Annotated in this window: 25 protein-coding genes, 1 other RNA gene, 11 pseudogenes and 1 riboswitch; of the genes and pseudogenes, 8 read left to right on the top strand and 29 right to left on the bottom strand. The window is 57.9% G+C overall.

Annotation, left to right across the window (positions count from 1 at the left end; genetic code table 11):
* Positions 1–14: 14 nt before the first annotated feature.
* From ACSMDR_RS09635 to lfgB, 3 genes are read right to left on the bottom strand one after another with little or no spacing between them, the layout of a single operon-like run.
* Positions 15–692: a flagellar hook assembly protein FlgD gene (locus ACSMDR_RS09635; protein ID WP_436468054.1), complete on the bottom strand. Its 678-nt coding sequence runs from the start codon at positions 690–692 to the stop codon at positions 15–17.
* A gap of 2 nt (positions 693–694) precedes the next feature.
* The gene (gene flgCL / locus ACSMDR_RS09640; RefSeq protein WP_436468055.1) at positions 695–1,117 is read right to left on the bottom strand and encodes a lateral flagellar basal body rod protein FlgCL; all 423 of its coding nucleotides are present in this window, start codon (positions 1,115–1,117) and stop codon (positions 695–697) included.
* 2 nt (positions 1,118–1,119) lie between these two features.
* Entirely contained in the window at positions 1,120–1,509 is a 390-nt protein-coding gene (lfgB, locus tag ACSMDR_RS09645; protein WP_436468056.1) for a lateral flagellar basal body rod protein LfgB, read from the bottom strand.
* Between the two features lie 169 nt (positions 1,510–1,678).
* Between lfgB and flgA the strand changes: the two genes are divergently transcribed.
* The 3 genes from flgA (at position 1,679) to flgN (ending at position 3,160) form a co-directional block, all read left to right on the top strand.
* Complete coding sequence (gene flgA / locus ACSMDR_RS09650) at positions 1,679–2,374, top strand: flagellar basal body P-ring formation chaperone FlgA (protein WP_436468239.1); 696 nt, start codon at positions 1,679–1,681, stop codon at positions 2,372–2,374.
* A 70-nt stretch (positions 2,375–2,444) separates the two neighbouring features.
* Positions 2,445–2,717 carry a flagellar biosynthesis anti-sigma factor FlgM gene (gene flgM / locus ACSMDR_RS09655; protein ID WP_436468057.1) on the top strand — a complete coding sequence of 91 codons (273 nt, stop codon included), beginning with the start codon at positions 2,445–2,447 and terminating at the stop codon, positions 2,715–2,717.
* Positions 2,714–3,160 carry a flagellar export chaperone FlgN gene (gene flgN, locus ACSMDR_RS09660; RefSeq protein ID WP_436468058.1) on the top strand — a complete coding sequence of 149 codons (447 nt, stop codon included), beginning with the start codon at positions 2,714–2,716 and terminating at the stop codon, positions 3,158–3,160. Before flgM ends, flgN begins: the two co-directional genes overlap by 4 nt.
* A gap of 45 nt (positions 3,161–3,205) precedes the next feature.
* Here flgN and ACSMDR_RS09665 read toward each other — a convergent pair whose 3' ends face one another.
* From ACSMDR_RS09665 to ACSMDR_RS09690, 6 genes are all read right to left on the bottom strand, one after another.
* Positions 3,206–3,616: a flagellar export protein FliJ gene (locus ACSMDR_RS09665; RefSeq protein WP_436468059.1), complete on the bottom strand. Its 411-nt coding sequence runs from the start codon at positions 3,614–3,616 to the stop codon at positions 3,206–3,208.
* Between the two features lie 9 nt (positions 3,617–3,625).
* Complete coding sequence (lfiI, locus tag ACSMDR_RS09670; RefSeq protein WP_436468060.1) at positions 3,626–4,960, bottom strand: lateral flagellar FliI-like assembly ATPase LfiI; 1,335 nt, start codon at positions 4,958–4,960, stop codon at positions 3,626–3,628.
* On the bottom strand, positions 4,953–5,645 hold the full coding sequence (locus ACSMDR_RS09675; RefSeq protein ID WP_436468061.1) for a FliH/SctL family protein: 693 nt from the start codon (positions 5,643–5,645) through the stop codon (positions 4,953–4,955). The genes lfiI and ACSMDR_RS09675 overlap by 8 nt, the downstream gene beginning before the upstream one ends.
* A 12-nt stretch (positions 5,646–5,657) precedes the next feature.
* Positions 5,658–6,686 carry a lateral flagellar motor switch protein FliGL gene (fliGL, locus tag ACSMDR_RS09680; protein ID WP_436468062.1) on the bottom strand — a complete coding sequence of 343 codons (1,029 nt, stop codon included), beginning with the start codon at positions 6,684–6,686 and terminating at the stop codon, positions 5,658–5,660.
* Complete coding sequence (locus ACSMDR_RS09685; RefSeq protein ID WP_436468063.1) at positions 6,673–7,668, bottom strand: flagellar M-ring protein FliF C-terminal domain-containing protein; 996 nt, start codon at positions 7,666–7,668, stop codon at positions 6,673–6,675. The genes fliGL and ACSMDR_RS09685 overlap by 14 nt, the downstream gene beginning before the upstream one ends.
* Before the next feature lie 90 nt (positions 7,669–7,758).
* The gene (locus tag ACSMDR_RS09690) at positions 7,759–7,932 is read right to left on the bottom strand and encodes a hypothetical protein (RefSeq protein WP_436468064.1); all 174 of its coding nucleotides are present in this window, start codon (positions 7,930–7,932) and stop codon (positions 7,759–7,761) included.
* An 87-nt stretch (positions 7,933–8,019) separates the two neighbouring features.
* Between ACSMDR_RS09690 and ACSMDR_RS09695 the strand changes: the two are divergent.
* Positions 8,020–8,970 (top strand): annotated as a pseudogene (locus ACSMDR_RS09695) (IS481 family transposase).
* On the opposite strand, the pseudogene ACSMDR_RS09700 reads toward ACSMDR_RS09695, so the two are convergent.
* The 16 genes and pseudogenes from ACSMDR_RS09700 to rsmI form a co-directional block, all read right to left on the bottom strand.
* A pseudogene (locus ACSMDR_RS09700) lies at positions 8,965–9,430 on the bottom strand (flagellar M-ring protein FliF); the annotation flags it as partial. The pseudogenes ACSMDR_RS09695 and ACSMDR_RS09700 sit on opposite strands and share 6 nt — an antisense overlap.
* Before the next feature lie 17 nt (positions 9,431–9,447).
* Positions 9,448–9,773, bottom strand: a pseudogene (lfiE, locus tag ACSMDR_RS09705) (lateral flagellar hook-basal body complex protein LfiE).
* Between the two features lie 4 nt (positions 9,774–9,777).
* The gene (locus ACSMDR_RS09710; protein WP_436468240.1) at positions 9,778–10,176 is read right to left on the bottom strand and encodes an AAA-type ATPase lid domain-containing protein; all 399 of its coding nucleotides are present in this window, start codon (positions 10,174–10,176) and stop codon (positions 9,778–9,780) included.
* Between the two features lie 5 nt (positions 10,177–10,181).
* Positions 10,182–10,457, bottom strand: a complete 276-nt coding sequence (locus ACSMDR_RS09715; RefSeq protein ID WP_436468241.1) for a sigma 54-interacting transcriptional regulator — start codon at positions 10,455–10,457, stop codon at positions 10,182–10,184.
* Positions 10,424–10,567: a hypothetical protein gene (locus ACSMDR_RS09720; protein ID WP_436468242.1), complete on the bottom strand. Its 144-nt coding sequence runs from the start codon at positions 10,565–10,567 to the stop codon at positions 10,424–10,426. The genes ACSMDR_RS09715 and ACSMDR_RS09720 overlap by 34 nt, the downstream gene beginning before the upstream one ends.
* Positions 10,558–10,728, bottom strand: a pseudogene (locus ACSMDR_RS09725) (sigma 54-interacting transcriptional regulator); the annotation flags it as partial. The gene ACSMDR_RS09720 and the pseudogene ACSMDR_RS09725, both read right to left, overlap by 10 nt.
* A 98-nt stretch (positions 10,729–10,826) precedes the next feature.
* Positions 10,827–11,072 (bottom strand): response regulator, encoded by a 246-nt coding sequence (locus ACSMDR_RS09730; protein ID WP_436468065.1) that lies wholly within the window; start codon positions 11,070–11,072, stop codon positions 10,827–10,829.
* A 221-nt stretch (positions 11,073–11,293) separates the two neighbouring features.
* A riboswitch (cyclic di-GMP riboswitch) is annotated at positions 11,294–11,381 on the bottom strand.
* 192 nt (positions 11,382–11,573) lie between these two features.
* Positions 11,574–13,641: pseudogene (lfhA, locus tag ACSMDR_RS09735) on the bottom strand (lateral flagellar biosynthesis protein LfhA).
* Positions 13,642–13,644: 3 nt separating this feature from the next.
* Positions 13,645–14,433: pseudogene (locus ACSMDR_RS09740) on the bottom strand (EscU/YscU/HrcU family type III secretion system export apparatus switch protein).
* A gap of 345 nt (positions 14,434–14,778) precedes the next feature.
* Positions 14,779–15,560, bottom strand: a pseudogene (lfiR, locus tag ACSMDR_RS09745) (lateral flagellar biosynthetic protein LfiR).
* Between the two features lie 4 nt (positions 15,561–15,564).
* A pseudogene (locus ACSMDR_RS09750) lies at positions 15,565–15,823 on the bottom strand (flagellar biosynthetic protein FliQ); the annotation flags it as partial.
* A gap of 1 nt (position 15,824) precedes the next feature.
* A pseudogene (gene fliP, locus ACSMDR_RS09755) lies at positions 15,825–16,552 on the bottom strand (flagellar type III secretion system pore protein FliP).
* A pseudogene (gene lfiN, locus ACSMDR_RS09760) lies at positions 16,552–16,929 on the bottom strand (lateral flagellar motor switch protein LfiN). Before lfiN ends, fliP begins: the two co-directional pseudogenes overlap by 1 nt.
* A gap of 8 nt (positions 16,930–16,937) precedes the next feature.
* Positions 16,938–17,406, bottom strand: a pseudogene (gene lfiM, locus ACSMDR_RS09765) (lateral flagellar motor switch protein LfiM); the annotation flags it as partial.
* Between the two features lie 11 nt (positions 17,407–17,417).
* Positions 17,418–17,803: RNase P RNA component class A (gene rnpB, locus ACSMDR_RS09770), an RNA gene on the bottom strand.
* Between the two features lie 215 nt (positions 17,804–18,018).
* Positions 18,019–18,861 (bottom strand): 16S rRNA (cytidine(1402)-2'-O)-methyltransferase, encoded by an 843-nt coding sequence (gene rsmI, locus ACSMDR_RS09775; RefSeq protein WP_005891108.1) that lies wholly within the window; start codon positions 18,859–18,861, stop codon positions 18,019–18,021.
* A 79-nt stretch (positions 18,862–18,940) separates the two neighbouring features.
* Between rsmI and ACSMDR_RS09780 the strand changes: the two genes are divergently transcribed.
* Genes ACSMDR_RS09780 through dolP form a run of 4 tightly spaced genes read left to right on the top strand, consistent with a single transcriptional unit; the run spans position 18,941 to position 22,380 of the window.
* Positions 18,941–20,884: a penicillin-binding protein activator gene (locus ACSMDR_RS09780; RefSeq protein WP_436468066.1), complete on the top strand. Its 1,944-nt coding sequence runs from the start codon at positions 18,941–18,943 to the stop codon at positions 20,882–20,884.
* Positions 20,796–21,197, top strand: coding sequence for a YraN family protein (locus tag ACSMDR_RS09785; RefSeq protein WP_083940338.1), 402 nt, complete (start codon positions 20,796–20,798; stop codon positions 21,195–21,197). The genes ACSMDR_RS09780 and ACSMDR_RS09785 overlap by 89 nt, the downstream gene beginning before the upstream one ends.
* A 9-nt stretch (positions 21,198–21,206) precedes the next feature.
* Complete coding sequence (locus ACSMDR_RS09790) at positions 21,207–21,797, top strand: D-sedoheptulose-7-phosphate isomerase (RefSeq protein WP_005891102.1); 591 nt, start codon at positions 21,207–21,209, stop codon at positions 21,795–21,797.
* 25 nt (positions 21,798–21,822) lie between these two features.
* Positions 21,823–22,380 carry a division/outer membrane stress-associated lipid-binding lipoprotein gene (dolP, locus tag ACSMDR_RS09795; RefSeq protein WP_436468243.1) on the top strand — a complete coding sequence of 186 codons (558 nt, stop codon included), beginning with the start codon at positions 21,823–21,825 and terminating at the stop codon, positions 22,378–22,380.
* Between the two features lie 67 nt (positions 22,381–22,447).
* On the opposite strand, the gene ACSMDR_RS09800 is transcribed toward dolP, so the two are convergent.
* The 4 genes from ACSMDR_RS09800 to ACSMDR_RS09815 all read right to left on the bottom strand — a co-directional run bounded on the left by ACSMDR_RS09800 (position 22,448) and on the right by ACSMDR_RS09815 (position 25,538).
* Positions 22,448–22,876 (bottom strand): ClpXP protease specificity-enhancing factor, encoded by a 429-nt coding sequence (locus ACSMDR_RS09800; protein ID WP_436468067.1) that lies wholly within the window; start codon positions 22,874–22,876, stop codon positions 22,448–22,450.
* The gene (sspA, locus tag ACSMDR_RS09805; RefSeq protein WP_005891096.1) at positions 22,873–23,502 is read right to left on the bottom strand and encodes a stringent starvation protein SspA; all 630 of its coding nucleotides are present in this window, start codon (positions 23,500–23,502) and stop codon (positions 22,873–22,875) included. Before sspA ends, ACSMDR_RS09800 begins: the two co-directional genes overlap by 4 nt.
* A gap of 87 nt (positions 23,503–23,589) precedes the next feature.
* Positions 23,590–24,324 (bottom strand): cytochrome c1, encoded by a 735-nt coding sequence (locus tag ACSMDR_RS09810; RefSeq protein ID WP_005891093.1) that lies wholly within the window; start codon positions 24,322–24,324, stop codon positions 23,590–23,592.
* Positions 24,321–25,538: a cytochrome b gene (locus tag ACSMDR_RS09815; protein WP_005891090.1), complete on the bottom strand. Its 1,218-nt coding sequence runs from the start codon at positions 25,536–25,538 to the stop codon at positions 24,321–24,323. The genes ACSMDR_RS09810 and ACSMDR_RS09815 overlap by 4 nt, the downstream gene beginning before the upstream one ends.
* Positions 25,539–25,540: the final 2 nt, after the last annotated feature.

Here is a 25,540-nt window from a genome sequence, read left to right on the forward strand (position 1 = left end):
TCGCTCCTATGGGTTTATGCCGATTTGCCAAACTGGATGGCACTGAACAGGGGAACTTCCCCAACCCCCGCCACCTCTAACATGATTTCGCCGGTACCGGGCAGGGTGACCCTGTCCACGGTGCTGGCGGCATAGTGCTTGCTCTGTACGCTGTTCCCGGCCAGGGAGGCTTTCACCTCGAAGCTATATGCGCCAGCCGGCAACACCGGCAGGTCGTAATCTATGGCTCCAGCCTTGCTTTCACCCCAATTGCGGGTTGCAACCAGGGTGCCGTGTTCATCAAATACCTTGAGTTCGACCTGATCTGCGGCACCCCCCAGCTCAATCTGGCCTCGTATCGCCTTCTCTTCCCCCTGCTTCAGAGCAACTGTCGGCACCATGACATCCCGGCCAATCAGATCCGTACTCTGCAATACCTGCTGGGTATCCATCATGGCAATGGACTTTTGCTGCAATACCTTCAACTGCTCGACCCCTTCCACCATGCTGAACTGGGCCAGTTGGGTGACGTACTGGGAGCCATCGAGGGGATTGGTGGGATCCTGATTCTGGAGCTGGGCCACCATCATCTGCAAAAACTCGTTGCGCAGCTGCATGCCACCGCTCGCCGTGCTGTTGCCAGCGATGTTGTCATCCACGCTCTGACTGGCGCTGCGAGCCGTGTCCAGACTACTGACCTGAGGAAGACTCATGATCAGACCTGCCCGAGGCGCAGCAGACCCTGCTGCATGCTGGAAATACGATTGATGACCTCAACCGAGGTCTCGAAGCCACGAGAGGCGCTCATCATGTCGGCCATCTCCTCCACCGCATTGACGTTGGAGTAGTAGACGAAACCATCATCATCGGCCATGGGATTGGTGGGCTCGAGCCGTTTCTCGACCTGGCGATCGGACTGGACTATACCGGCGATCTGCACCTGGGCGGCCCCCATGCCATCGGCATCCTGAACCCGCTGATACAAGGTGGAGAACACCGGCTTGATAGCACGAAAGGCCTCCTCTTCCCGGCCCGCGACACTGTCGACGTTGGCCAGATTGGAGGCCACAGTATCGAGACGGACCGTCTGTGCCCGCATAGCACTGCCGGCGATGTCATAGATTCGATTGAATGACATGATTAACGGCCCTCGATCGCCTTGGCGATCCCGCTGATTTTCATATTGAGGAAGGTGAGGCTGGTCTGAAAGTCGGTGGCATTGTTGGCAAACTTGCTCTGCTCCACACTGAGCTCGGCGGTATTGCCATCCATGGAGACCTGATATGGAATACGGTAGAGAGGATGCTGCATATCATCCTGCAAACGCCCACCCGCAATGGCACCGCTCTCATCCTTGGCTGCCACTTGCTGTGCAACCCGGCCCAAGATGCTCTTATAATCCACGTCCCTGGCCAGATAGCCCGGGGTATCCACATTTGCCAGATTACCTGCGAGGATACGCGCCCTATCCGTTCGCACATTCAGGGCATAGGGATGTACCCCCAGCGCACTGTCAAATGAGATACTCATGTTTCATCCTCTCGTCAGCGAAATAGTCAGACCCGTGCAGGCCATATCAAGACTCATGCCAACCATGAAAAAACACACCGGTCGCCCTGTGGCGTGGCTTCGCCCCCTGCCTGGGGCGAGTCGGGGGGAAGCTGGCTTTCCCGGCAGGAAGTGGGGAGGCCTCCTGTTGATGCTGCTGCTCACCCTGTCTCCCGGGGTGCAAGCCCAGACGGAGACACTGGATATCACCGCCCTGGAGCAGATCCTGCGCCAGCAGGCCCAGCATCAGCTCGAGGATTATTTGGCCCTGCAAGGCTGGCAAGCCAATCGCGTCGACTATCAGGTCTGGCTCGCCCCGGCGGCGGCGCACCTACCCCCTTGTCGGCAAACCCTCGGGTTGCAGGCCGGTGGTATCTATCGTCAACCCTGGGGTCGACGGCCCTACCTCATCAGTTGCGGCGATCCCCAATGGCAACTCAGGGCCAGAGTCGATGTCAGCGTCTTTATGTCTGTCTGGGCCACGGCCCAGGAGATAGCCAAGGGACGCGCTATCCAGGGTGACGATCTGGTTGCCAAGGAGCTGGAAGTCAGTCGCATTCAACGCGGCTTCACTCCGGCTAGCCTCTCCTTGCTCGAGCAGAAAAGTGGGCGCAGGCTGCGCATGGGACAACTCATCGGTGAACTCGATCTGCAGAAGCAGTGGGCGGTGCGTCAAGGAGAAGGCGTACTGATCAGGGCAGGTAAAGGCAGCTTTGCCGCCACGACTCGGGGGGAAGCGCTGGAAGATGGGGCCATCGGCGATGGTATCAGGGTGCGCAACAACAGCTCGGGCAGAGAGATCCAGACCTGGGTACTGGGCAAGGGAGAGGTAGAGACACGATTTTGAGCTAGCACTCCATTCAAGTTATGCTGACCCGCGGTCGCTTTACTCCAGTAGACCATCAGGAATTGAATATATGAAGATCACTCGCACCGACCCTATCCAGGCTCAGCCTCTTACTCAACGCAGGCAGGACACGGCGCCGACGCCAAACCCGCCTCGCCAGAGCGGTGAGAGCCAGATCAGTGCCACCGCCCAGACCATGGCACAAGCCCGCATCACCTTGGCCGACACACCGGATGTCGATATGGCCAAGGTCAAGCAGATCCGTCAAGCCATAGGGGAAGGACGTATGAACCTCGACATGGATGCCTTGAGCCAGGCCATATTGGAACTGCACCGTCGATGAGCCAGTTCGCCAGACCGCTGGATGCCAAGCAGAGAGTCAAGCAACTATTGCTCGGGGTACAGCGCGATCTCGGCAGCTATGGTGAGCTGCACGATATGTTGCAGCGCCAGCATCTACTGCTGGCGACGCATGAGGTGGATGAGCTGACTCAGCACAATCTGCAGCAAACTGAGCTGATGAAACAGATAGAGCAGCAGGCTCAGCAGCGTTGCCAACATCTGCTCGCCCTTGGGCTGGCACCGGATGAACAGGGCATGGCCAAGCTGATTGCTCGCCTGCCCGCCCAGTTGCAGCACACCATGGCAGACCAGTGGCAGCGACTCGAGTCCAGCCTACGCCAGTGCCAATGGCAAAATGATCGCAATGGTCGCCTGCTGGCGGGGCAGATTGAAACCCTGCATACCTTGCTCGGTCAGCGCCAGGAGTATGGCCAGGAAGCTTGATTCATCTGAACCTTTATTGAACCTTTATCCGTGACCAGCCCTTCGTCAACTACCCAGGGCTCGATGGCGCAGGCTGCTTAGCTCATCCAGCTGACGCTGCTCCTGCGACTCCCTGAGTTTCCGGTCTGCCAGGGCCCGCTTGTCCAGCACTCCCTCCAACCCCTTAACTCGCCCGAACTGCTGACGCAATTGCAACTCATGGCGATCCAGATCGAGGCGCGCCATCGCCGATTGTTGAACCTGATGGCTGTGCAAGCGACGCAACTGGACATCCATCTGCTGACGATTTTGCAGCAACAAAGGATGAAAATCCTGCCCCTTACCCAAGCTGGCGATCACCTCCTGCAATCTGAATGCCCGCAGCTCCTCACGCTGAGCCAGCTCACGCAGGCGCTGGCGCTCCTTACCCATCTCGTCCAGCGTCTGCTGTTGTAAAACCAGATACGCATTGAGCACTTTCTCTCCTTAGGCCGGACGGCCGAGAGCCTGGCGCAGCCCGGCAGGGGTCTCTGCCAGGGGGGTCACCTCATGAATGCCCTGCTGCAGCAGGGCCGCTATGGTGGGATAGCGCTGCACGGCTTCATCCATCTGTGCGTCCGCCCCCGCCTGGTAGCCACCCAGAGGCAGCAACTCACGGACCTGCTGATAGCGCCCCCACAGCTGACGCAGGGTAACCGCCAGGGATTGCCACTCGGCCGACACCACCTGGGGCATGACCCTACTGACCGAAGCACCTATGTCGATGGCCGGATAGTGGCCCTCCTCGGCAAGGCGCCGGGTCAACACTATGTGACCATCCAGAATGGCACGAGCCGCATCCACGACAGGATCTTGCTGATCGTCCCCTTCCGCCAGCACCGTATAGAAGGCGCTCAGACTGCCATTGGGATCGACACCGTTACCGGCCCGCTCCACCAGCTGAGTCAGCATACTGAACACCGAGGGTGGATAGCCCCGGGTAGCGGGCGGCTCGCCGATGGCCAGAGCAATTTCACGCTGGGCTTGAGCGTAGCGGGTCAGGGAGTCCATCAGCAGCAGTACATCCTGCCCCTGCTCACGAAAATATTCGGCGAGGCGATGACAAAGCTGTGCCGCGCGAAGCCGCATCAGCGGAGACTGATCGGCTGGGGCGGCGATGACCACGGCCCGGGCCAGCCCTTCGCTGCCCAGGCTGTGTTCGATAAACTCGCGCACCTCACGCCCTCGTTCACCAATCAAGCCAACAATGACGATTTGTGCCGTGGTGTTGCGGGTCATCATGCCTAGCAGCATGCTCTTGCCGACCCCAGAACCTGCGAACAGACCGAGGCGCTGGCCTTTACCGACGGTGAGCAGGCCATTGATGGCACGCACCCCTACGTCGAGCGGCTCGCGCACCGGGGTACGCTGCAACGGATTGAGGGGGGGGCTGAACAAGCTGACGCACTCCCCGGCTTCCGCCAGAGGGAGGCCATCCAAAGGTTGTAGCAGGCCGTCCAATACGCGGCCAAGCAGGTGTTCCCCTACCCGAATCGTCTCCTCACCCGAGATGGGCAAGACTCTGGCGCCCGAATAGAGGCCGCTCATGGCCTGCAATGGCATCAGATAAGAGACGTCACGATTAAATCCGACTACCTCTGCCAGCAGATAGCCTTCGCCAGCGGTATCAACCCGGCAACGTTGGCCCATCACCAGCTGACAGCCAACGACCTCCAGGGTAAGTCCAGTGACGCGGACCAGGCGGCCATAACGGCGAAAGCCGGGAGCTGGTTCAAAGTCATCCAGTGCCGAACTGAGCGCCTGCTGAAAACGCTTATCCATTCAGGCTGCTATCCAGCGCGCTGTTGATCTTGTCCAGACAGGCATCGAGCCGCTCCGCGGTATTGACTTCGATCACCGCAGCCTGAGTCTCGAGCCTGGCATCTCCCGTGGCCAAGGCGGCATCCTGTTGCAGCGGCCAGCCAGCACAACGGGTTACACCCAGTTCGGCCAGACGACGCCGGTCCCCCTCATTGAGGTAGATAACCAACTCTTCGGGCTGGCTCGGCAAACTGGCAAGCGCCTGCTCGACTTGCGTCAACACTTGTTGGGGGTTGAGGGTGAATTCGGCCTGGATGACCCGCCGCGCTACCTGCTCGACCAACTGGGCCAATACCTGCTTTTGTTGCAACATGCGGGCCCGGCAGAGGCTATCCCACTGTTGCTGCAGTTGCTCAAAAGGCACCATGACCTCGTCGAAAGAGGCTCGCCCTTCAGCCAACCCTTGGGCAAGGCCCCGAGCCTGGCCTTGAGCCAAGCCCCGACTCTCACCCTCGATCAGGCCACTGGTAAGCCCCTGCTGGTAACCTTCCTGATACCCCAGATCCTGGCCCTGCTCCATTCCCTGTTGATAGCCAAACTCGAACTGCTCCTGCTCGCTCGGCTCCCCCTCACCGGCCTGGCCGAGTTGTGGGAAGCGGTAGCGACGAGTCGCCCCCGGGGCCAACTTGCGCATCTTGTTAGGCATGCTTGTCTCTCATCAGTTGACCGTGGGTTCTTCGAACAGCTGGAACTCGACTTCGCCCTGTTCGACCAGTTCCCGCACCAGTTGCATGATTTCGTCCCGAGCCTGCTCCACCTTGCGCAAAGAGACACTGCCCTGATCCTGGATCTGCGCTTCGAGGGACTGGGCCATCCGCTTGGGCATGGCACCGAGCACCACCTTGCGAAAACTGGTCTCGGTATTCTTGAGAGCCAATGCCAGCAGATCGGCGGGCAGCTCCTGTACCAGACGTTGCAAGGTGTCGTCGCTCTGGCGACGCAGTGCCATGAAGTCGAACATGTTCTTCTCTATTTCGAGGGCCATGTCGCCATCGCGCTCTCGCAGCAAGGAGAGCATCTGCTCCTTGTTGCCCTGGTAACGATTAAGGATATCGGCAACCTGACGCACCCCGTTGACCTTGGCGCCGGACTGATCCGCCACATAGGCCAGACAACGATCCAGCGTGAGTCGCAGCTCATCGAGCACATGTTCGCTCACCGAGTTGAGTCCGGCAACCCGAACCAAGAGATCATCGTGGAGCGATCCTGGCAAGGCATTGAGCACGGCCGAGGCCGTTTGGGGTGGCAAGAAGCCCAGTAAGACCGCCTGCATCTGCGGGTGTTCGTTGCGGAAGAAGCGTGCCAGCACCTCGGCAGGCACCCACTGCAGACGCTGGATATCCTGGCTCATGGCGTCACCATACAGGCTATCGAGCAGGCTGCGGGAGAGGCGCTGGCCCAGGGCAAGATCCAGGGTCTGCTCCAGATAATCCCGGGAGGCGCTGGCGATGCCGCTCTGCTCCCGGTACTGGATGAAGAACTGCTGCAGGGTCCACTTCGCCTCGATGGAGCTGACCCCGGACAGGCCCGCCATCTTGGAGATGAGCCGTTGCACCTCGTCCCGTGACAGCTTCTGCATCACCTTGGCGGCCGCCTCCGTCCCCATGCTGAGCAACAAAATGGCCGCCTTCTCCAGGTTGTCTATATCGATGTCCACTGCACTCTGGTTCATGTTAGCGTTGCTCATTACTACTCACCCATGCTTTGACCACTTCGGCCACCCGGGCCGTGTCCTTGTCCACCAGAAGCTGCAGATGCTTCAACTGTACCTCGAGTTCAGAGCCCGGTTCGGGCAACGCATCGAGATCCAGCGCCGTGAAATGGGGCCCTTGCTCATCATCAGTGCGGATGAGCCCTTTGCTATGGGGGGGGGCCAGTGCCTCATCGGTCTGGCGTTGCAGTGGCAGACCAAGCTCGGGCTCCAGATCTTCCTGCTCTTCTTCGTTTGCCACTCCCCCTGGCTGCTGGGTACGAACCAGATGTTTGACCAGGGGACGTATGCCGAAGAACACCAGGGTCAGACCGAGCAAACCACCGACCAGATAGCGCAGGGAATCCTGCCAGTAAGGGGTCTCCCACCAGCTGGATTCGGGTGGTGCGACATGCACCTCATCGGTGAAGTTGAACACCTGCAGACTGATCTGATCGCCACGACCAGTATCAAAGCCGACGGCCCTCTCCACCATCTGGCGGATCTGGCCAAGCTGAGCCTCATTCCAGCCATCTTTCGGCGCGGTCTGCTCGTTAAGCAGCACAGAGACGTTCATCCGCTCGAGTCGCCCCTGCTGATAGCGGGTATGCACCACGGTGCGGCTATTTTCGTATTGACGACTGCTCTCCTGGCGCTCGGTCCGGCTGTCGTTCTTGGGGGGCGGTTCCGCAGGCGCGGCGGCGCCATCTGCGGGTTCAGCCTGGGGCGCCGTCTCGGGTGGCCGATTGGAGAGGGCTCCCGGGATCCCCATGGCGAGGGCATCGACCGTCTTGTCAGACTTGTTGGTCTCCTTGGTGATCACACCTTGCGGATCGAACTGCTGCTGAGTCTCTTCAACCGCATTGAAGTTGACATCTGCTGCAATCTGAACCCGGAAGTTACCCGTACCCAGCATGGGGTAAAGCATGTCGGTGGCGCGTTGACGTATGTATTGCTCCAGCTTGCGCACGTATTCCATCTGCTGAACGCTCTGCTTTCCCGGAACACAATGCTCCCCAACTCTGCACTGAGCAGCTGGCCGGGTCAACCACTGTGACGGCGCTGGGTTTCATTCCGGAGATACTACCGCCACCAGATTGGCAATTGCTTCAACCTGACCCGCTTCGATGGATTGGCCCGGTTGCATATCGAGCATTACCGATGCACTCGGTTTCTCTTCATCACGCCCACGAACAGCGTGCGTTTGGAATCGCCAGATGAACGCGGGCACTGCGCACGGCATCTAGGTGTAATCTCTCTGTAGGTTGTTCACTCGGGCATTCCCGGAGAATTGGAGGCACCAACCAAACCAATCATCCGAGGTGCCCGAGTGAACAATCATAAAAATGCCCGATTAACCGTCTTTGGTCGACAGCTTCTTGTCCAGCGTATTCCTGAGCAGGGCCTGCGCGTTGAAGAGGCCGCTCACGCTGCCGGGGTCAGTGTCCGCACCGCTTACAAGTGGCTCACTCGATATCGCCAGGAGGGACCTGATGGTTTGTACAATCGCTCTTCTCGACCCGCATCTTGCCCCCATGCCATTGATGACCAGCGCCAACAGAGGATTATCGAACTGCGCAAGCAGCGACGGACCTATCGGCACATCAGCCAATCTCTGGGCATAGGGCACAGTACTGTCGCCCGCATCTTGCAGCGCATGGGACTTCATCGATTGGCCAATCTGGCCCCAGCTGTTCCAGTACAACGCTATGAACATGAGAAACCGGGCGACTTGCTGCATCTGGACATCAAAAAGTTGGGGCGTTTCCACCGTCCCGGCCATCGTATCACCGGCGACCGCAGCAAGGACTCACGCGGCGCAGGGTGGGAGTGTGTTCATGTGGCGATTGATGACCACTCCCGTGTGGCGTTCAGCGCTCTGCATCCTGATGAAACGGGACGCAGTGCCTGCCTGGCGCTGTTACAGGCACTTCACTACTACGCCGGGCTCGGCATTCGTTTCAGTCGGCTACTCACGGACAATGGAGCCTGTTACCGGTCAAAACGCTTCCAGGAAGGTGTGCGTCGGCTGGGGCTCAAGCATCTGCGCACCAAGCCTTGTTTCACACCACAAACCAATGGCAAAGCAGAGCGCTTCATTCGAGCCCGCGCTGCGTGAGTGGGGCCTATGCACGGAGCTATGACTCGTCAGAGCAACGGGCAGAGCACTTGCAACCGTGGCTGCATGAGTACAACTGGCATCGTCCTCATGCCAGTATTTGTGGGCTACCAGCCGTCGAGTCATCAATCTGTGAACAACCTGGTCGGTTTACACATCTAGCGCTATGATGGTTCTGGCCAGCTCCTCCTTCCAGGGCATGACGATAACGCGCTCCCTCCATAAATTCGCTGGTACCCGGTCCCAACATCGTCCAGCCTTCCAGACCAGACGGCATAGCCGCGCTCACCCCTCTGGCCGCCAGCGCCATCCTGACATGAGCCAGCTGCTTTTCAGGAACAAGGACCTGACCCGTACTCTTTTCCAACCTGAAAGGCACCTGCTCTTTCTCCAACATCTCCATGATGTTGGCGGTGTCATACAACTCCTGCTTGCCGTAAAGAGGCACATTCTTGCTGGAGGTCCACAGGATAACGACAATGGTACCGGCCACAATGGCGGCGAGCAGCGCTATGGTCAGGATCGATTTGTTGTCATGGGAGAGGGTACGCCAATTGCGTAATCCCTCTTGCAGCCTGATCTTGAGCGAATCAGAGGCGGTCCCCTGAGGAGACGTTACCAGTTCAGTCATCACTTACCTCAGAGCGGCATACGCATAATGTCGTCAAAACCGGTCATCAGCTTGTTTCGCACCTGCATGAGGGCGGAAAACTGAGGCCCTGCTTTCTGGCTGGCAACCATGGCACCAACCAGATTATCGCTCTGGCCTGCATCCACGGCGGTCATCAGCCGTGAGGCGATGTTTTGCTGTTCATTGACCCGCCCGACCACATCTCGCATGGCGTCACCTAATGACACATTCGAGACATCATTTGATTCGATAAAGGGGCCTGAGTGGCAACTTGCTGCATCTCCTGCATCTGCTGCAAGAGCGTTGCCTGTGATGACATCATTTCAATCTTCACGCCGTTATCCCTTAGTTTTGAAGCTGCTGCTCGATATCAATGCCCTGCTCACGCATCGCCGCCAGCTTGTATCCAGTGCCCGGGTCGTCATCCCAAGGGCTTCTGCCGTGCGGGTACGATGGCCACGGAAGCGGCGCAAGGTCTCTAGTACAAATTGAAATTCTGCATGCCGACGCGTCTCACTCAGCCCTTCCGGGACGGAAAGGACTTCCGCCAATCCATCGCTGGGTTCCGCGACATAACTGGGCAGCATCAAATCGACCGCCTGAATATGCAATCCGCGAGCCATGATTAATGAACGTTGAATGACATTGTCCAACTGCCTGACGTTGCCCGGCCACTGATAAGCCAGCAGTTGCTTGCGCGCATTTTCACTGAGGCGATAGCCCTGCTGCGGGCGCATGCCGTTCAATGAAATATTCCGCCAGCGGCAATATGTCGTCGGGGACGCTCGCGCAATGCAGGCCAGTTCATCGGCAACACGTCGAGGCGGTAGAAGAGGTCTTCCCTGAACTGGCCGGCAACCGCCAGGGTACGCAGATCCTTGTTGCTGGCGGCGATGATCCGCACATCCAGCGCTATGGTTTGATGGCTACCGAGCCGCTCAACTTCTTTCTCCTGCAAGACCCGCAGCAATTTTGCCTGCAGCGTCAACGGCAGTTCGGAGATTTCGTCGAGCAGCAGGGTCCCGCCCTGCGCCTGCTCGAACTTGCCGGGCTGCGAACCCGTTCGCGCCGGTGAAGGCCCCCTTCGTTGTGGCCAAACAGAATGGATTCGAGCATGGACTCGGGAATGGCGGCGCATTGATGGCGACAAACGGCTTGTGAGCACGGCTGGACATCTCGTGGATGTAACGCGCCAGACGCTCCTTGCCCGTTCCAGACTCACCACCGATAAGAATGGTGGCTGCCGTTTCGGCTGCCCGGCGAGCAAGCTGCAACACTTGCAGGCTCATGGCGGAGACAGCGTATCAGATCTGGAATTGCCTGCCGCAGACGCAGCGCCCCCTTCACCGCATCAACCATCTGCTGGCCACTGAAGGGCTTGATGATGTCAGTCGATGGCCCCCGCTCGCATCGCTTCCGCCGCAAGATAGGCCTGACGCTCATTAACCAGGATCACGCAATCAGTACCGCTGAAATCATGCACCAATTGAGGACCGGCTTCGGTCATGGCATCCATATCGAGCAGGATTAAATCAACGGAATTATCAGCGAGAATTAACTTCGATTTGCTGATGGAATCGACACAGGAAATGCATATCCCTGTGCAACAATATTCCTGCAATATCGTTTCCATTTGCCATAGATGAAGATTAATCAATAACAAATGGGGAGCACTCTCAATAGCGATTGGCCTTGAGTTTTTTTTGATAGATAAATCCGAAAGCAGGAACCGAACCCGTGATTGTGGACAAAACAATCAACAGAACTGAAATGCCGAAATAAAAGACGCACCAGGTACGCTGGCACTGACGTCATCTATTGGGTGAGAAGTGATATCAAGGCGGTAACAATGGCCTTGGCAACCCCGCTATCATTAGCATTCCTGCTATTAGACCGGAGGCTTTGCGTCCTGACTTTTCAGTTCAGTTTGCCTTTTTCATGCGACTGCCCGTATTTGGACAAGACAGCACCAAATTAGTGGTGACTGCATGGCACATGTGAATTGTTATATTTGTTATTTATCTTTGACGGCCGACTGTCAAAACCGTCACATCATAACGGCTTATAATTACAATTCAAGTAGATAGGCGGAATATATTCTTCCATGTCAGTTCATTAACATGGCAGTTCCGCTTCAGCCTAGCGTACCAATAACCTCCACTCTAAATCTTCCGGTATTTCATTATAAGAGAGCACTTTGAGGCCTTTTGAAAATGAACGGGCATAACGCGCCATCAAGGGTCTAAGTTGAGGCATGACCACCAGTACCGGGGCATGTCCCTGCTGCTGCAGCTGCTCTTTAACCAGCGGCATATTTTGCTGCAACTGTGCCAGCAGTTGGGGATCAACCGGAAAACTGTCCAGCTGGATTTTCCCCTGCTGCTGCGACTGGTTCATGGCCGCCAGCAAGGTCTGCTCAAGACGGTCATCGAGCGTGAAGGTGGCAGTACATCACGGCTGCCAATCGCCTGTCTCACAATCTGGCGTTCAAGGCGCAACGAACATCGGAAGCAAGCAGCACGGGATCCTTGGTCAGCTCGCTGGCATCAGCAGGGTCGTCGCCACCGTGCGTATATCGGTCAGGCTGACCTGTTCCTTTAGCAATTGCCGAAAAACTGGCAACTGCTGCATCTGGGTCAGGGCCAGATTGAGCTCTTCCGCCAGACGGGGCAGACTGGACAGCAAGATGTTGCCCAAGCTTGCCGACCTCGTCATGACCAAAGAGGGCATCAAGCTGCTCACGCAGCAGCTTGCTGGCGTGGGTGGCGATCACCGTTGCAGAATCCACCACCGAATAGCCAAGATTCAGCGCCTTGGCCTTGCTCTCCGGTGAAATCCAGACTGCGCTCATGCCATATGCAGGATCCTGGGTCAGCTCCATCCAGCGCACCATAGGTCTCACCACTGCTGATGGCCATCAGACGCTGACAATCAACGTTACCGGACGCCAGTGCCTACACCTGAGAGCTTGATCCGGTACTGATCGGGCTGCAGTTGCAGGTTGTCACGTACCCGGATCTCGGGCAGCAGAAAACCGTACTGCTCCGATAGAGTTTTGCGAATACCGCGCACCCAAGCCAACAGCTTCGGCACCTTTGTCAGCTTCCGCCAGCGGCACCAACCGATAACCCAGTTCGATGGCGACGGTATCGACTGGCGGCAGATCCTGCCACTCCAGCCCTTGCGGTTCCGGCTGGGCAGCTGGACGAGTCAATTCTTGCGCGGCATCCGGATCCGGGGTATTGGCCGCCCGCTTGCTCACGCTCCAGCCAGCCCAGGCCAGTACGGCGGCAAAGCTGAGGAAGGCCAGCATGGCATGCCCGGCACCAGCCCCAGTACCAGCATGATGGCAGCGGCAGTGTAGATTACCCGGGGCGATGCCAGGATCTGGTCACCCACCTGATCCGCCATCTCACCTTCATCGCTGACCCGGGTCACAATGATGGCGGCAGCGGTGGACATCAGCAGCGAAGGGATCTGGGCCACCAGACCATCACCGATGGTCAGCAGGGCATAGCGCTGGAAGGCTTCGGCAACCGGCAGGGCATGCTGGAAAATACCGATGGCAAGGCCGCCAACCAGGTTGATGATAAGCACCAGCATGCCGGCAATCGCATCACCGCGCACGAATCGGACGCGCCGTCCATCGCACCGTAGAAATCCGCTTCCCTCGCGATCTCATCACGCCTTGCTCGCGCCTGATGCTGATCCATGGTGCCGGCATTGAGGTCGGCATCGATGGCCATCTGCTGCCCGGCATGGCATCCAGGGTAAAGCGGGCAGACACCTCGGATATTCCGCTCTCCCACCCTTGGTGATCACCACAAAGTTGATGATCATCAGGATCACGAAGACCACCAGACCCACGACAGAGTTGCCACCTATCACCACCTCGCCAAATGCCTGATGACCTTGCCGCCGCTTCATGCCCTTCATGACCATGCAGCAACACCACGCGGGTCGAGGCGACGTTCAGCGACAGTCGCATCAGGGTGGCCACCAGCAGAACGGTCGGGAAGACGGAAAAATCGAGCGGCAACGCGCCGATACGGAGACCAGCAACACCAGCACTGCCAACACAATGTTGAAGGTAAACAGAGCATCCAGCGGCCAGCCGGCAGCGGCAATATCATCATGGCCAGAATGGCCAGGAGCATCATCGGGATCGCGGTATAGGATTTGGTCAATACACGCCAGTTCACAACTTACCTCTCAGGTTGACGTAATTCGGGCGGCACATGCAAAGGAGCAAGCGGGTTTGGCTTTCCCTTGCCAGCCGCATAGGCCCTCAACTGCAATACATGATTCAAGACATAAGCCACCGCGGTATAGAGACCCGCCGGTACTTCCTGATCTATCCGGGTGGAGTAGTAGATGGCCCGGGTCAGCTCCGGCAGGCTCATCACCATCTTGTCGTGCTGCCTGGCGACCTCGCGGATCCGCTCCGCCATGCCGTCGACCCCTTGGCAATCACATAGGGGGCGTTGGCTCGCGGGGATCATACTTGATGGCCACCGCGTAATGGGTCGGGTTCACTATGATGACGTCTGCCTGCGGCACCCGCTGTTCGATGCGCGCCCGCGCCAGCATGCCCTGCACCTGACGGATCCGGCCTTGATTTCCGGGCGGCCTTCGCTGTTCTTGTGCTCGTCCTTGACCTCCTGCTTGGTCATCTTCAACTGCTTGTTCAAAGACCAGCGCTGATAGGGGACATCCAGCACGGCAATCAACATCTGCACACTGCCTAGCAAGATGCCTGAGAAGAGGATGCGCAGCGCCTGTTCCATCGCTGCCTGGGGCGGCATACGGTTCATCATCATCAGCAGGGGCCACTGGTGCTGGAGCATCAGGGCCAGCGTGCCGCCAATCAGCAGAATTTTCAGTACCGATTTCAGCAGTTCCATCAGGCTGTGGGTCGAGAACATCCGCTTGAGCCCCTTGAGCGGATTGAGCTTCTTTGCACTGGGGATCAGCTTCTTCCAGGTCAGCACCATGCCCCCCGGCAACAATGCTGAGCAGGACCAGCAACAGGGCCAGAAAAGCCGAACAGCGGCAGCAGGACCCACAACATGTTGAGCAAGGCTTCCGCCGTCCAGTGAAGCATCATTTCCGGAATCCCTGGCTCCTTGCCAGTCGAAACGCTGGGGCCGTTTTCATTAACTCGGCGAAGAAGCGGCCGAAGCTGGGCACCATCCACTGCATGGCAAAGCCGCCGAGCAGCAACAGCAGCCCGCCGAGCTGAGCTCCTTGGAGCGCGCAATTTGACCCTCTTTCCGTGCCTTGCGCAGTTTCTGGAAGAGGCCTCTTCGGTTTTATCCTGGGCGCTGTTCTTTTCTGGCTCATGAAGGGGTCAGGGCTCGCAGTTGTTCCAGCACATAGGTCACCAGCTCAAGGTAACGGGAAGGGACTCCGCTGATGGAAATGGCCATGGTCAGCAGGCCCAGCATCAGCGTCATGGGAAACCCAGCGAGAAGATGTTCAGCGAAGGGGCCGTGCGATTCATGACACCAAAGGTCAGGTTGACCATCAACATGGCAACCACGGCAGGCAGAGTCAGGATCAGGGCGGCCCCGATAGACCAGCCAAACAACCCGATGACGCCCTTCATATCCAGCAGATCCGAGCGATGAACCCGGCGGCCAGCTACGCAAGCTCTGCACGAGCACATCCAGCACCACCAGATGGCCGTTCAGGCCGAGGAACAGCAAGGCACAAAAAACCGTCATTACCTGACTGATGATAGGGGCAGAATCACCGTTGACCGGATCATTCATCACCGCCATCGCCAGACCCATCTGCATGGAGAGGATCTGCCCCACTGTGGTCATCACCATATAGAGCAGCTGGGACACAAAGCCCGAACAGCAGCCCAAACAACAACCGCTCGATGGTCAGCACCAGCGCGCCCGTGCTGAAAGGGTCGACCGCAGGCATGCCCTTGATCATGGGCGCCAGCAGCAGGCTGATGATGAACGCCAGCATCAGGCGAACTGGCGCGGCACCCGGCCATCACCAAAGACCGGCATCACCCAGAATGCCATACCGATCCGGATAAACGGCCACCACCACTGTCCCAACCATGCGGTCAGGTCAGCAGCACTGAGGACAGCAGCGAATTCATCCGATAAACCCGGGGATTTTAGAAAAAGATCCTGGAACAAAGTAGTGATTTGGGACAGTCACCTTTCCCGTAAAGATAAGGGTCATCAGAGTCACGATAAAACGAGGCAGAAAGCTGAGGGTCTGCTCTTGGATCTGCGTTGCAGCCTGAAAAATACTGACCATGAGGCCGATGATCAGGCCCGGTACAATCAGCACCGAGACCATGGTCACCACCAGATCGACCGCGCCACCAACCAGGGCAACACTCTGCTCCGGCGTCATGTCAGCCTCCCCCGCCAAAGCTGGCCGCCAGCGTGCCGACCGTCATCGACCAGCCGTCTACCAGCGAAGACCATCAGTTGAATGGTAAGGAGATGATCAGCGGTGAGAGCATCATCATCCCCATCGCCATCAGCACGCTGGCGACCACTAGGTCGATCACCAGGAAGGGAATAAACAGCATAAAGCCAATCTGGAATGCGGTATTCAGCTCGCTCAGCACAAACGCGGGCAACAGCACACCGAAAGGCACATCCTCTTTGGCGACCGTAGTTGGTTCGCCAGAGATGCGCAGCATCTGCTCCAGATCCGGTTCACGGGTCTGGGCCAGCATGAATTTGACGCAGGGGTTTTCTGCCCGGGCCAGCCCCTCGGACAGGGTTATTTCGTTCTGGTCATAGGGACAAATGCGTTCTGATACATGTCCGTCCAGACCGGACGCATAATCACCACAGTCAGGATCAGGCTGATGCCGATCAGCACCCGGTTGGGAGGGCTCTGCTGCAAGCCAATGGCCTGACGCAATATGGCCAGTACTATGATGATCCGGGTAAAACTGGTCATCATCAGCAACAGGGTCGGAAGCAGACCCAGCAGGGTCATGAAGAAGAGGATCTGCAACTTGATGTTGTAGTCCTCGCCCCCGGAAGCGCCTGGCGATACCGAGAACAGCGTCATGTCCGCGCCCCAGCCGGGCAGCGAAAACAGCAGCAGAGCAAGCAGATAGCGCATCAGTCGTCCATGCCACCCAGCAGGTTGGTATCGATGACATCGACCAGGCGCAGGCCATATTTGCCATTCACCACGACCACTTCGCCCTTGGCAAGCAGGCGACCGTTGACCCGCACATCCAGCGGTTCACCCGCCAGCTTGTCCAGCTCAATGACAGCCCCCTCCTCGACGCGCATCAAATCACCGAGCGGCACTTCGGTGCTGGCCACTTCCAGCGTCACCTTGACCGGGATCTGGCGAAAAAGGAGAGATCCCGCTGCTTGCTGCTACTGGTGGGGGCCAAGTAAATCTGCGGCGCTAGGCATGCTGATGTCATCACCAAACAGTTGATCCAGGCCATCCAGATCCAGCGGGTCATTCATATTGTGCTCGTTCATGATTCAATTTACTCCTCTACAACCGTCGCAACCTGATAGACCAGGCTGCCTTTATGTTCAGCAATGCGTCCATTAAAACAGGGTACGATTGCCAATCAGTGCTGGCACAACTTCAGGCAAATCCAGCGAGAGCACATCCCCCACCTTGAGACACTCGAGATCCGCCAGTGTCATGGAGAGTTGTCCCATGACCACGCGCAGCCGCACTGGCACATGCGTCAGAGCCTGTTGCCAGCTGACCTTGCGGCAATGAATGACTGACCTGAGAAATGGACTCCTCGGGGGGAAGCAGCCACATCTGCAAGTGATGCGTGCAATTACATGCAGGGTTGCCTGCGTGGTCCAGGCTTGACGGTGGCGATGGAATCCCGTGGCACGACATGCAACTGCCACTTCAAATCCCCCAACCCCGAGAACAAGCACACCAGATATCAACCTGATCTGGCGAAGCCGCAATAACAGCCGCTGTTCGGTATCGGCTGAAATTAGGTCGGAGTCGGCCTGTAAGCCGGGTTCTGTTCCGGGTTTCCCCGGTGACAATCATTCCTCTAGGCCAGCAATCGCTCACTGGCTCAAGCAACCTACCCGCCCCCAACGCGGGCCGCGCCAATAGGGGCCTATTTGGTCTTGCTTCGGGTGGAGTTTACCGTGCCACGAACTGTTACCAGACGCGCGGTGCGCTCTTACCGCACCCTTTCACCCTTACCTGATCCCTTGCGGGCCATCGGCGGTTTGCTCTCTGTTGCACTGGTCGTAGGCTCACGCCTCCCAGGCGTTACCTGGCACCCTGCCCTATGAAGCCCGGACTTTCCTCCCCTCCGCCCGTCTGCCCCGAAAGGCACAACGACGAAGCAGCGATTGTCCAGCCGACTCCGGGCGCGGATTATAGCCCTGTCCGCAGCCCGGGGTAAACCGGCAATTGCCGATAGTGGCATTTATTAATGATATGCTGACCCATTCTAGAGTGACACTGTCATCAAGCCGCCCCCATCGATGGACCCATTCTTGCCAGGTCAGGTTGGTAGATGCGACCTTCGTCATAGACCCTCATGGTGAGGATGACCCTGTGACCCGAACCGACGATGCTATTTATTCTTTCTGGTGGTGATCCAGTCCGTACTTGTAAAGTGCGTTCTTCTTCACCCCATGGATCTCGGCTGTCAGCGCGGCCGCCTTCTTGAGCGGCAACTCTGCCACCAGCAGCCCCAGGGTACGGATCGCCTCGGCGGGCAAATCCTCTTCCGTCTTGCTCGCCCCGGCCACCACCAGCACAATTTCACCGCGGCAACGGTTTTCATCCTCGCCCAGCCAGACCAGCATTTCGGAGGCAGGCAGACCGTGAATGGACTCAAAGGTCTTGGTCAACTCGCGGCACACCACAACCTGGCGTTCCCCGAGGATGCGAGCAATCGCTTCCACTGTGTCCTGAACCCGGCGGGGTGATTCGTAGAACACCAGGGTGCGGGTATCCTCAATCACGGCCTGCAACCTGTCATCGCGGCCCTTGCTCTTGGCTGGCAGGAAACCTTCAAAGGCAAACCGATCGGTCGGCAGACCTGCGGCACTGAGCGCCGTGATGGCGGCACAGGGACCCGGCAGTGGCACAACCTTGACCCCGGCTTCGCGACAGCGGGTGACCAGGTGATAACCGGGATCGCTGATCAGTGGTGTGCCCGCATCCGATACCAGGGCTACACTCTTGCCTTCCTTGATTTTCGCTATCAACACCTCGGCCTTCTGCTGCTCGTTATGATCATGCAAAGGGAAGCTGCTCACCGATATCTGGTAGTGTTTGAGTAGTATGCCGGTGTGGCGAGTATCCTCGGCCGCCACCAGATCGACCCGGCGCAGCGTATCGAGGGCACGCTGGGTGATATCTGCCAAATTACCGATGGGAGTGGGGACTATATAGAGGGTTGGGATGTCACTCATGGGATCTCCGAGCATCCCGACAATTGTGTCGCCATATTGGCCCGTTTACACTATGGGTAACTTCAACACTGGTCGGGGAATGAACTTGAACCGGGTTACAAAGCAGCTAAGTGTATCACGACTCTTCGGCATCCTACTCGCAGCTATCCTGCTGGCGGGTTGCGCGTCGGAACCCAATCAACCCTCTGGACAGGAAGGGGGCCTTTCTGGCTTTGCCAAACTGACCCAGAATCCGGAGGCCTATCTGGCCAAGGTGGATCCGGCCAAGCCGGATGAAGCCTTCGTCTGGCAAACCCTGGCTGCCCGCAGCTATCTGGCTCAAGGCCAGCTCAATCCGGCTCAGGCCTTGCTGCAACAGTTGCAAAAGCAGGCCAAGACACCACAGCAGCAGGCACAGGCACAGTTGCTAGAGGCTCATGTGCTCCTCGCCCAGGGCAATGCCAATCAGGCGCTGATCTTGCTCGAAGGCAAGCCCGCCGTGGAACTCGACGCCGATACCCAGCGTGACTGGTATCGCCAACGCACCGTGCTGCAGCTCGACATCAACAACAAGTTTGGTGCCGCCAAGTCTCTCATCTTGCTGGAGCCCTATCTGGTCAAAGAGGAGATCGCCACCAATCATCAGCAGATCTGGTCCCTGCTCAAGAGCATGACCCCCACGACCCTGCAAGCACTGGAAGAAGCACCGGCACCCGATGTGACCACCGGCTGGCTGCGCCTGGCGGCCCTGGTCAACGAGTTTGGGGCCCAACCGAGCCAGCTTGCTCGCCAGCTGGATGGCTGGAAGCGTGACTTCCCTAATCATCCGGCCCAGCAGGACATGCCGGCCGGTCTTGGCGATCTGGCCAGTACCACTGGCTTGGCCCCGCAGCAGATAGCCGTATTCCTGCCCCTGTCCGGCAATCTGGAGTCGCAGGGCTCGGCAATCCGCAACGGCATGCTGATGTCCTACAAGGAGCATCACGGCCAGTACAGCCTGAACTTCTACGACACCCAGACCAAATCGGTCAGCGAGCTCTACCAGCAGGCCATCAAGGATGGTGCCGACATGATCATCGGTCCCTTGCTCAAGGACAGGGTCGACGAGCTGCTCAAGCTCAATCCGACCGTGCCCGTGCTCGCCTTGAACGAGCTGGACAAGCCGGTCGTCAATGACAGCACCTTCTACTTCTCCCTCTCCGCCGCCGCCGATGCGAGCCAGGCCGCCAACTACCTGTTCGGCCAGGGTTATCGCAAGCCGCTGTTGATAGCCACCCAGGGCCGCATTGGCTATGGCAGCATCAAGGCGTTCGAGCAGACCTGGAGCGGTCTGAGTCAGGATAAACCCGTGGTCGCGACCTTTACCTCCCGCAAAGAGGTACCGGGCATGGTGAAAAATGCCCTGAGCGGTCGCTCCACTGCCCGGGCGGGCGAGATCATGCAGCTCGCCGATGAGACGCCGCGCAGCATCGATGTCGTCTATCTGATCGCCAATAACCTGGAGACCCGGATGGTCAAACCCTATGTGGATATCTCGGTCAATCCCATGGGCAGTCTCCCTATCTTCACTGGGCCCCGCGGTTATGACAGTGGCGCTACCGAGGTAGCCTCGGAGCTCAATGGTCTGCGCATCGGCGATATGCCGTTGATGCTGGGCGAGTTCAACGAGCTGCGTGGCAAGGCCCAACTGCTCTGGCCACAGACCCAAGGTGACCTGCTGCGCCTGTTTGCCCTGGGTTATGATGCGGTTAGCCTGAGCCCCAATCTGATACAGATGCGCGCCGTCGGCGCCATGAAACAGCCGGGTCTGAGCGGTCAGCTCAGCATCAGCCAGGATGGCGTAGTGCAACGGGAGCAGAGCTGGGCCACCTACCAGAATGGCAAGCTACTCGACGCTACAGGCAACCCCATCGGCATGGAACAGGAGGCCGTTCCTGCGCCCTCGGAGCCCAGTGATGAAGAGCAGACTCAAGCCCCTGATACAGCACTGCCTGAACCTGTTTCAGACAGCAGCGACACCACCGCGTCCGGGACAGCACTTTGAGTTAGTCGCCGCCAACTGGTTGCAGGCCCGGGGTCTGCAACTGATTGAACGCAACTATCACTGCCGTGGCGGCGAACTGGATCTCATCATGCGCCAGGGTGATACCCTGGTGTTTGTCGAGGTCAGATATCGGGCCGATAACGACCATGGCGGCGCCGCCGCCTCGGTCACTCCGGCCAAACAACGCAAGCTCATGCTAGCCGCCCGCCACTATTTGACGCACCATGGCATCAACGAGGCCAGCCAGGCCTGTCGATTCGATGTGCTGGCGTTCGAGGGCAACCAGCCAGACTGGATCCAGAACGCCTTTTAAGAGGGTCCCATGACAGATCGCATCAAAGAGAACTACACAGAAAGCATTCAAACCAAGATCGCCGCTTCGGAGGCGCTGCCGGATGCTATCCATACTGCGGCGCAGATGATCACCATCTGCCTGCTCAATGGCCACAAGGTACTCGCCTGTGGCAACGGTCCCTCCGCAGCCCTGGCCCAGCTGTTCATCAGTGAGTTGGTCAACTGTTACGAAACCCAGCGTCCCTCCCTGCCCGGCATGGCCCTGACCGCCGACATGGCAACCATCAGTGCCATTGCCACCGACCACGGCTTCGAAGAGGTGTATGCCAAACAGATCCGTGCCTTGGGTCAACCCGGCGACATCCTGGTCGTCATTACCACCTCTGGCCACAGCCGCAGTCTGATCAAGGCGGCCGAAGCTGCCCTCTCCCGTGACATGACCATAGTGGTGCTGAGCGGTGGTGACGGCGGCGAGATGGCAGGCCTGCTCGGCCCTAACGATGTCGAGATCCGGGTACCATCTGCCCGTCGACCGCGTATTTTGGAAGTCAACCTGTTGACCCTTCATTGTCTGTGTGATCTCATCGATCAGACGCTCTTCCCGCAACAAGAGGATTAACATCTTGAACAAGACGCCCCTAATCATGGTCCTGGTGACCGGTTCCCTGCTGCTGCAAGGCTGCGCTGCCGTGGTCGTTGGTGGAGCTGCCGGTACGGCCAACAGTGCTGGTGACCGCCGCACCCTGAGTACCCAGTGGGACGATCAGGCCATAGAGCTGAAAGCAGCCAATCTACTGGCAGACAACAAGGCACTCTCTGCCGCCAGCAAGATCAGCGTCTACAGCAACAATGGCCGCGTGCTGCTGGTCGGCCAGACACCGACCGATGCTTACAAGCAGAGTGCGGGGCAGACGGTTGGCCGTATTGAAGGGGTACGCCACGTCTACAACGAGTTGCGCCTCGGCAAACCCGTCAGCATAGGTACTCGCAGCAATGATTCCTGGATCACCTCCAAGGTGCGTGCCGACATGTTGGCCACCAAGGGCTTTGACAGCACCAAGGTCAAAGTAGTGACAGAGAACGGAGAGGTCTTTCTGATCGGTCTGGTGACCCGCAAGGAAGCAGAACAGTCTGTCGAGATTGCCCGCCACGTCAGCGGCGTGACCCGGGTCATCAAAGCGTTCGAGTACGCTCAGGAGTGACGCCACTCTCAACTCCTAAATAGAAAAACGCAGCCGATTGGCTGCGTTTTTTTATTGGTCCATGAGATTACTTGATGACAGTAAGACTCGGCCTGCCAGTGGGGCGCGGCGGTTCAGGATCAGGCTGCACCTGCTCCTGATCTGCCTGCTCTAGCCAGAGGTCATACGCTGGCTCCGGCGGGAACAGGGTACCAACACCGTTCTCTCTGGCATGGATGGCCATGATGGCCGCCATGGGAATATAAACCTGCTGGGACACGCCACCAAAGCGGGCGCTGAAGCTGATGGCATCATTATCCATGTGGAACTGCATTACCGCTCGCGGCGCTATGTTCAGCACGATCTGCCCATCTTGGGCAAATTGCAGTGGCACCTGCACATGGGGAATGTTGACGTTCACCACCAGGTGAGGCGTCAGGTCATTGTCCAGCAGCCAGTCAAAGAACGCCCGCAACAGATACGGGCGGCTCGGGGTCATTGTCGGTTCCATACTCATATACCGGAGCGGATCTCGCGCTCAGCTTCGGTCAGGGATGCCTGGAAGGACTCGCGCTCGAACAGACGAACCATGTAGGCCTTCAGCTCTTTAGCGCCGCGACCACCCAGATCGATGCCCAGACTTGGCAGGCGCCACAGCAACGGGGCCATGTAGCAGTCGACCAGACCGAACTCTTCGCTCATGAAATAAGGCATTTCACCAAAGATGGGAGCGATGGCCAGCAGATTGTCACGCAACTCGTTGCGTGCCGCCTCGACATCGGTGCCTGCCATGATCTTGTCGGCCAGACTGTACCAGTCCAGCTCGATGCGATGCATCATCAGACGGCTGTTACCACGGGCAACCGGGTAAACAGGCATCAGTGGCGGATGAGGGAAGCGCTCGTCCAGATACTCCATGATGATGCGTGAGGTATAGAGTGCAAGCTCACGATCAACCAGAGTCGGCACTGAGTTGTACGGGTTCAGCTCAGCCAGTTCATCCGGCAAGTTGCTCGGGTCAACCTGGCAGATATCTACGCTAACACCCTTCTCCGCCAGGACAATGCGCACCTGATGGCTGAACATATCGTTGGCACCGGAAAACAGCGTCATTACCGAACGCTTATTGGCAGCTACAGCCATTGAACCCTCCCGTCATTAAAAAGCAGAAACGGCAATGAAGTAACTTGGACCTCATTGCCGTGCATTATATTACTCGGATCTGGTCGCTTAGTGAACGTCGCGCCAGAATTCCTTCTTCAACAGCACAGTGAAGATGAAGAAGATAGCGATAAAGCCCAGCACCCAGAAGCCCATGCGTTCGCGCTCCAGTTTGACCGGCTCAGCCGAGTAGACCAGGAAGTTTACCAGATCCAGCACCGTCTGATCATATTCTTCGTTCGTCATTTCGCCATTGCCATCGGATTTGATGCCGATGGTCTCGTGCACCTCTTGCCCATCGACCAGACGAGTCTCCTGTTCCAGGCGCGGAGTACCCTGTAGCGGCTCCAATACATGGGGCATGCCCACAGAGGGGAACACCAGGTTATTCACTCCAAACGGGCGAGTCGGATCCACGTAGAAAGAACGCAGGTAGGTGTAGACCCAGTCTGCACCACGCACCCTGGCGACCAGCGTCAAGTCCGGCGGCGATGCGCCGAACCAGCGGGCAGCATCCTTCTCGGAGATGGAGCTCTTCATCAGGTCCCCCACCTTGGCACCGTTGAAGATAAGGTTATCCCGCATCAGATCTTCGGGGATCCCCAGATCCTCAGCCACCCTGTTGTAACGCTGATATTGAGTCGAGTGGCAACCCGCACAGTAGTTCATGAAGGTGGTCGCGCCACGCTGCAAAGACGCCTTGTCGCTCAGGTCATAGTCAGCCTTGTCCAGTTGTACACTGGCACCCGCTGCCATGGCCAACCCTGGCAGCAGAGCGAGCACAGCAAAGATTATCCTTTTCATTTGAATGTGATCCTCTCCGGCAGCGGCTTGGTATTTTCGTTCTTGCTATAGAAATAGAGCAGGACAAAGAATCCGAAGTAGCCGAGTGAACAGATCTGCGCAACCAACGTCAAGGTCGGCGTGGAAGGCAAGACCCCCAATACCCCGAGGATGACGAAGCAGACCACAAACTGAGCAATGTTCAGCTTGTGCAGCATGCTGCGATAGCGTACCGAACGCACCTTGCAACGATCCAGCCAGGGCAGCAAGAACAGCACGACGATGGAGAGGCCCATCATGATGACGCCGAGCAACTTGTCCGGTACCGCACGCAAGATGGCGTAGAAGGGCGTGAAGTACCAAACCGGAGCAATGTGCGCCGGCGTCTTCAGGCCATTCGCCACTTCAAAGTTCGGCTTCTCGAGGAAGTAACCCCACATGTCCGGCTTGAAGAAGATGATGGCGCAGAAGAAGAACAGGAAACCGGCCACACCAATCATGTCTTTGACGGTGAAATAGGGATGGAAGGCAACGGCATCCAGTGGCCAGCCATTCTCGTCCTTGTGCGTCTTGATCTCGATCCCGTCCGGGTTGTTGGATCCCACCTCATGCAACGCCAGGATATGCATGGCGACCAGTAGCACCAGTACCAGCGGCAGTGCGATGACATGGAGCGCAAAGAAGCGGGTGAGGGTTGCCCCCGAGATAACATAGTCACCCCGGATCCACAGGGTCAGATCGTCACCAATCACCGGGATGGCGCCAAACAGGGAGATGATGACCTGAGCCCCCCAGAAGGACATCTGTCCCCAGGGCAGCAAATATCCCATGAAGGCTTCAGCCATCAACACCAGGAAGATCAGCATGCCGAAGATCCACAGCAGCTCACGGGGTTTCTGATAGGAACCGTAAATGAGACCACGGAACATGTGCAGATAGACCACCACGAAGAAGGCGGAGGCACCGGTACTGTGCATGTAGCGCAACAGCCAGCCGTAATCCACGTCCCGCATGATGTACTCGACGGAGGCAAAGGCACCCTCAGCCGACGGGTTGTAGTTCATGGTCAGCCAGATGCCTGTGATGATCTGGTTGACCAGCACCAACATGGCAAGGGATCCGAAAAAGTACCAAAAATTCAGGTTTTTCGGGGCCGGATACTTGGCCATATGGTCGTTGTACATGGCCGTGAGCGGAAAACGATAATCGATCCAGCCCATCAATTTGGCAAACATGG

Origin of the sequence: Aeromonas molluscorum, from assembly GCF_051376105.1 — a bacterium.
Lineage (GTDB): Bacteria > Pseudomonadota > Gammaproteobacteria > Enterobacterales > Aeromonadaceae > Aeromonas > Aeromonas molluscorum.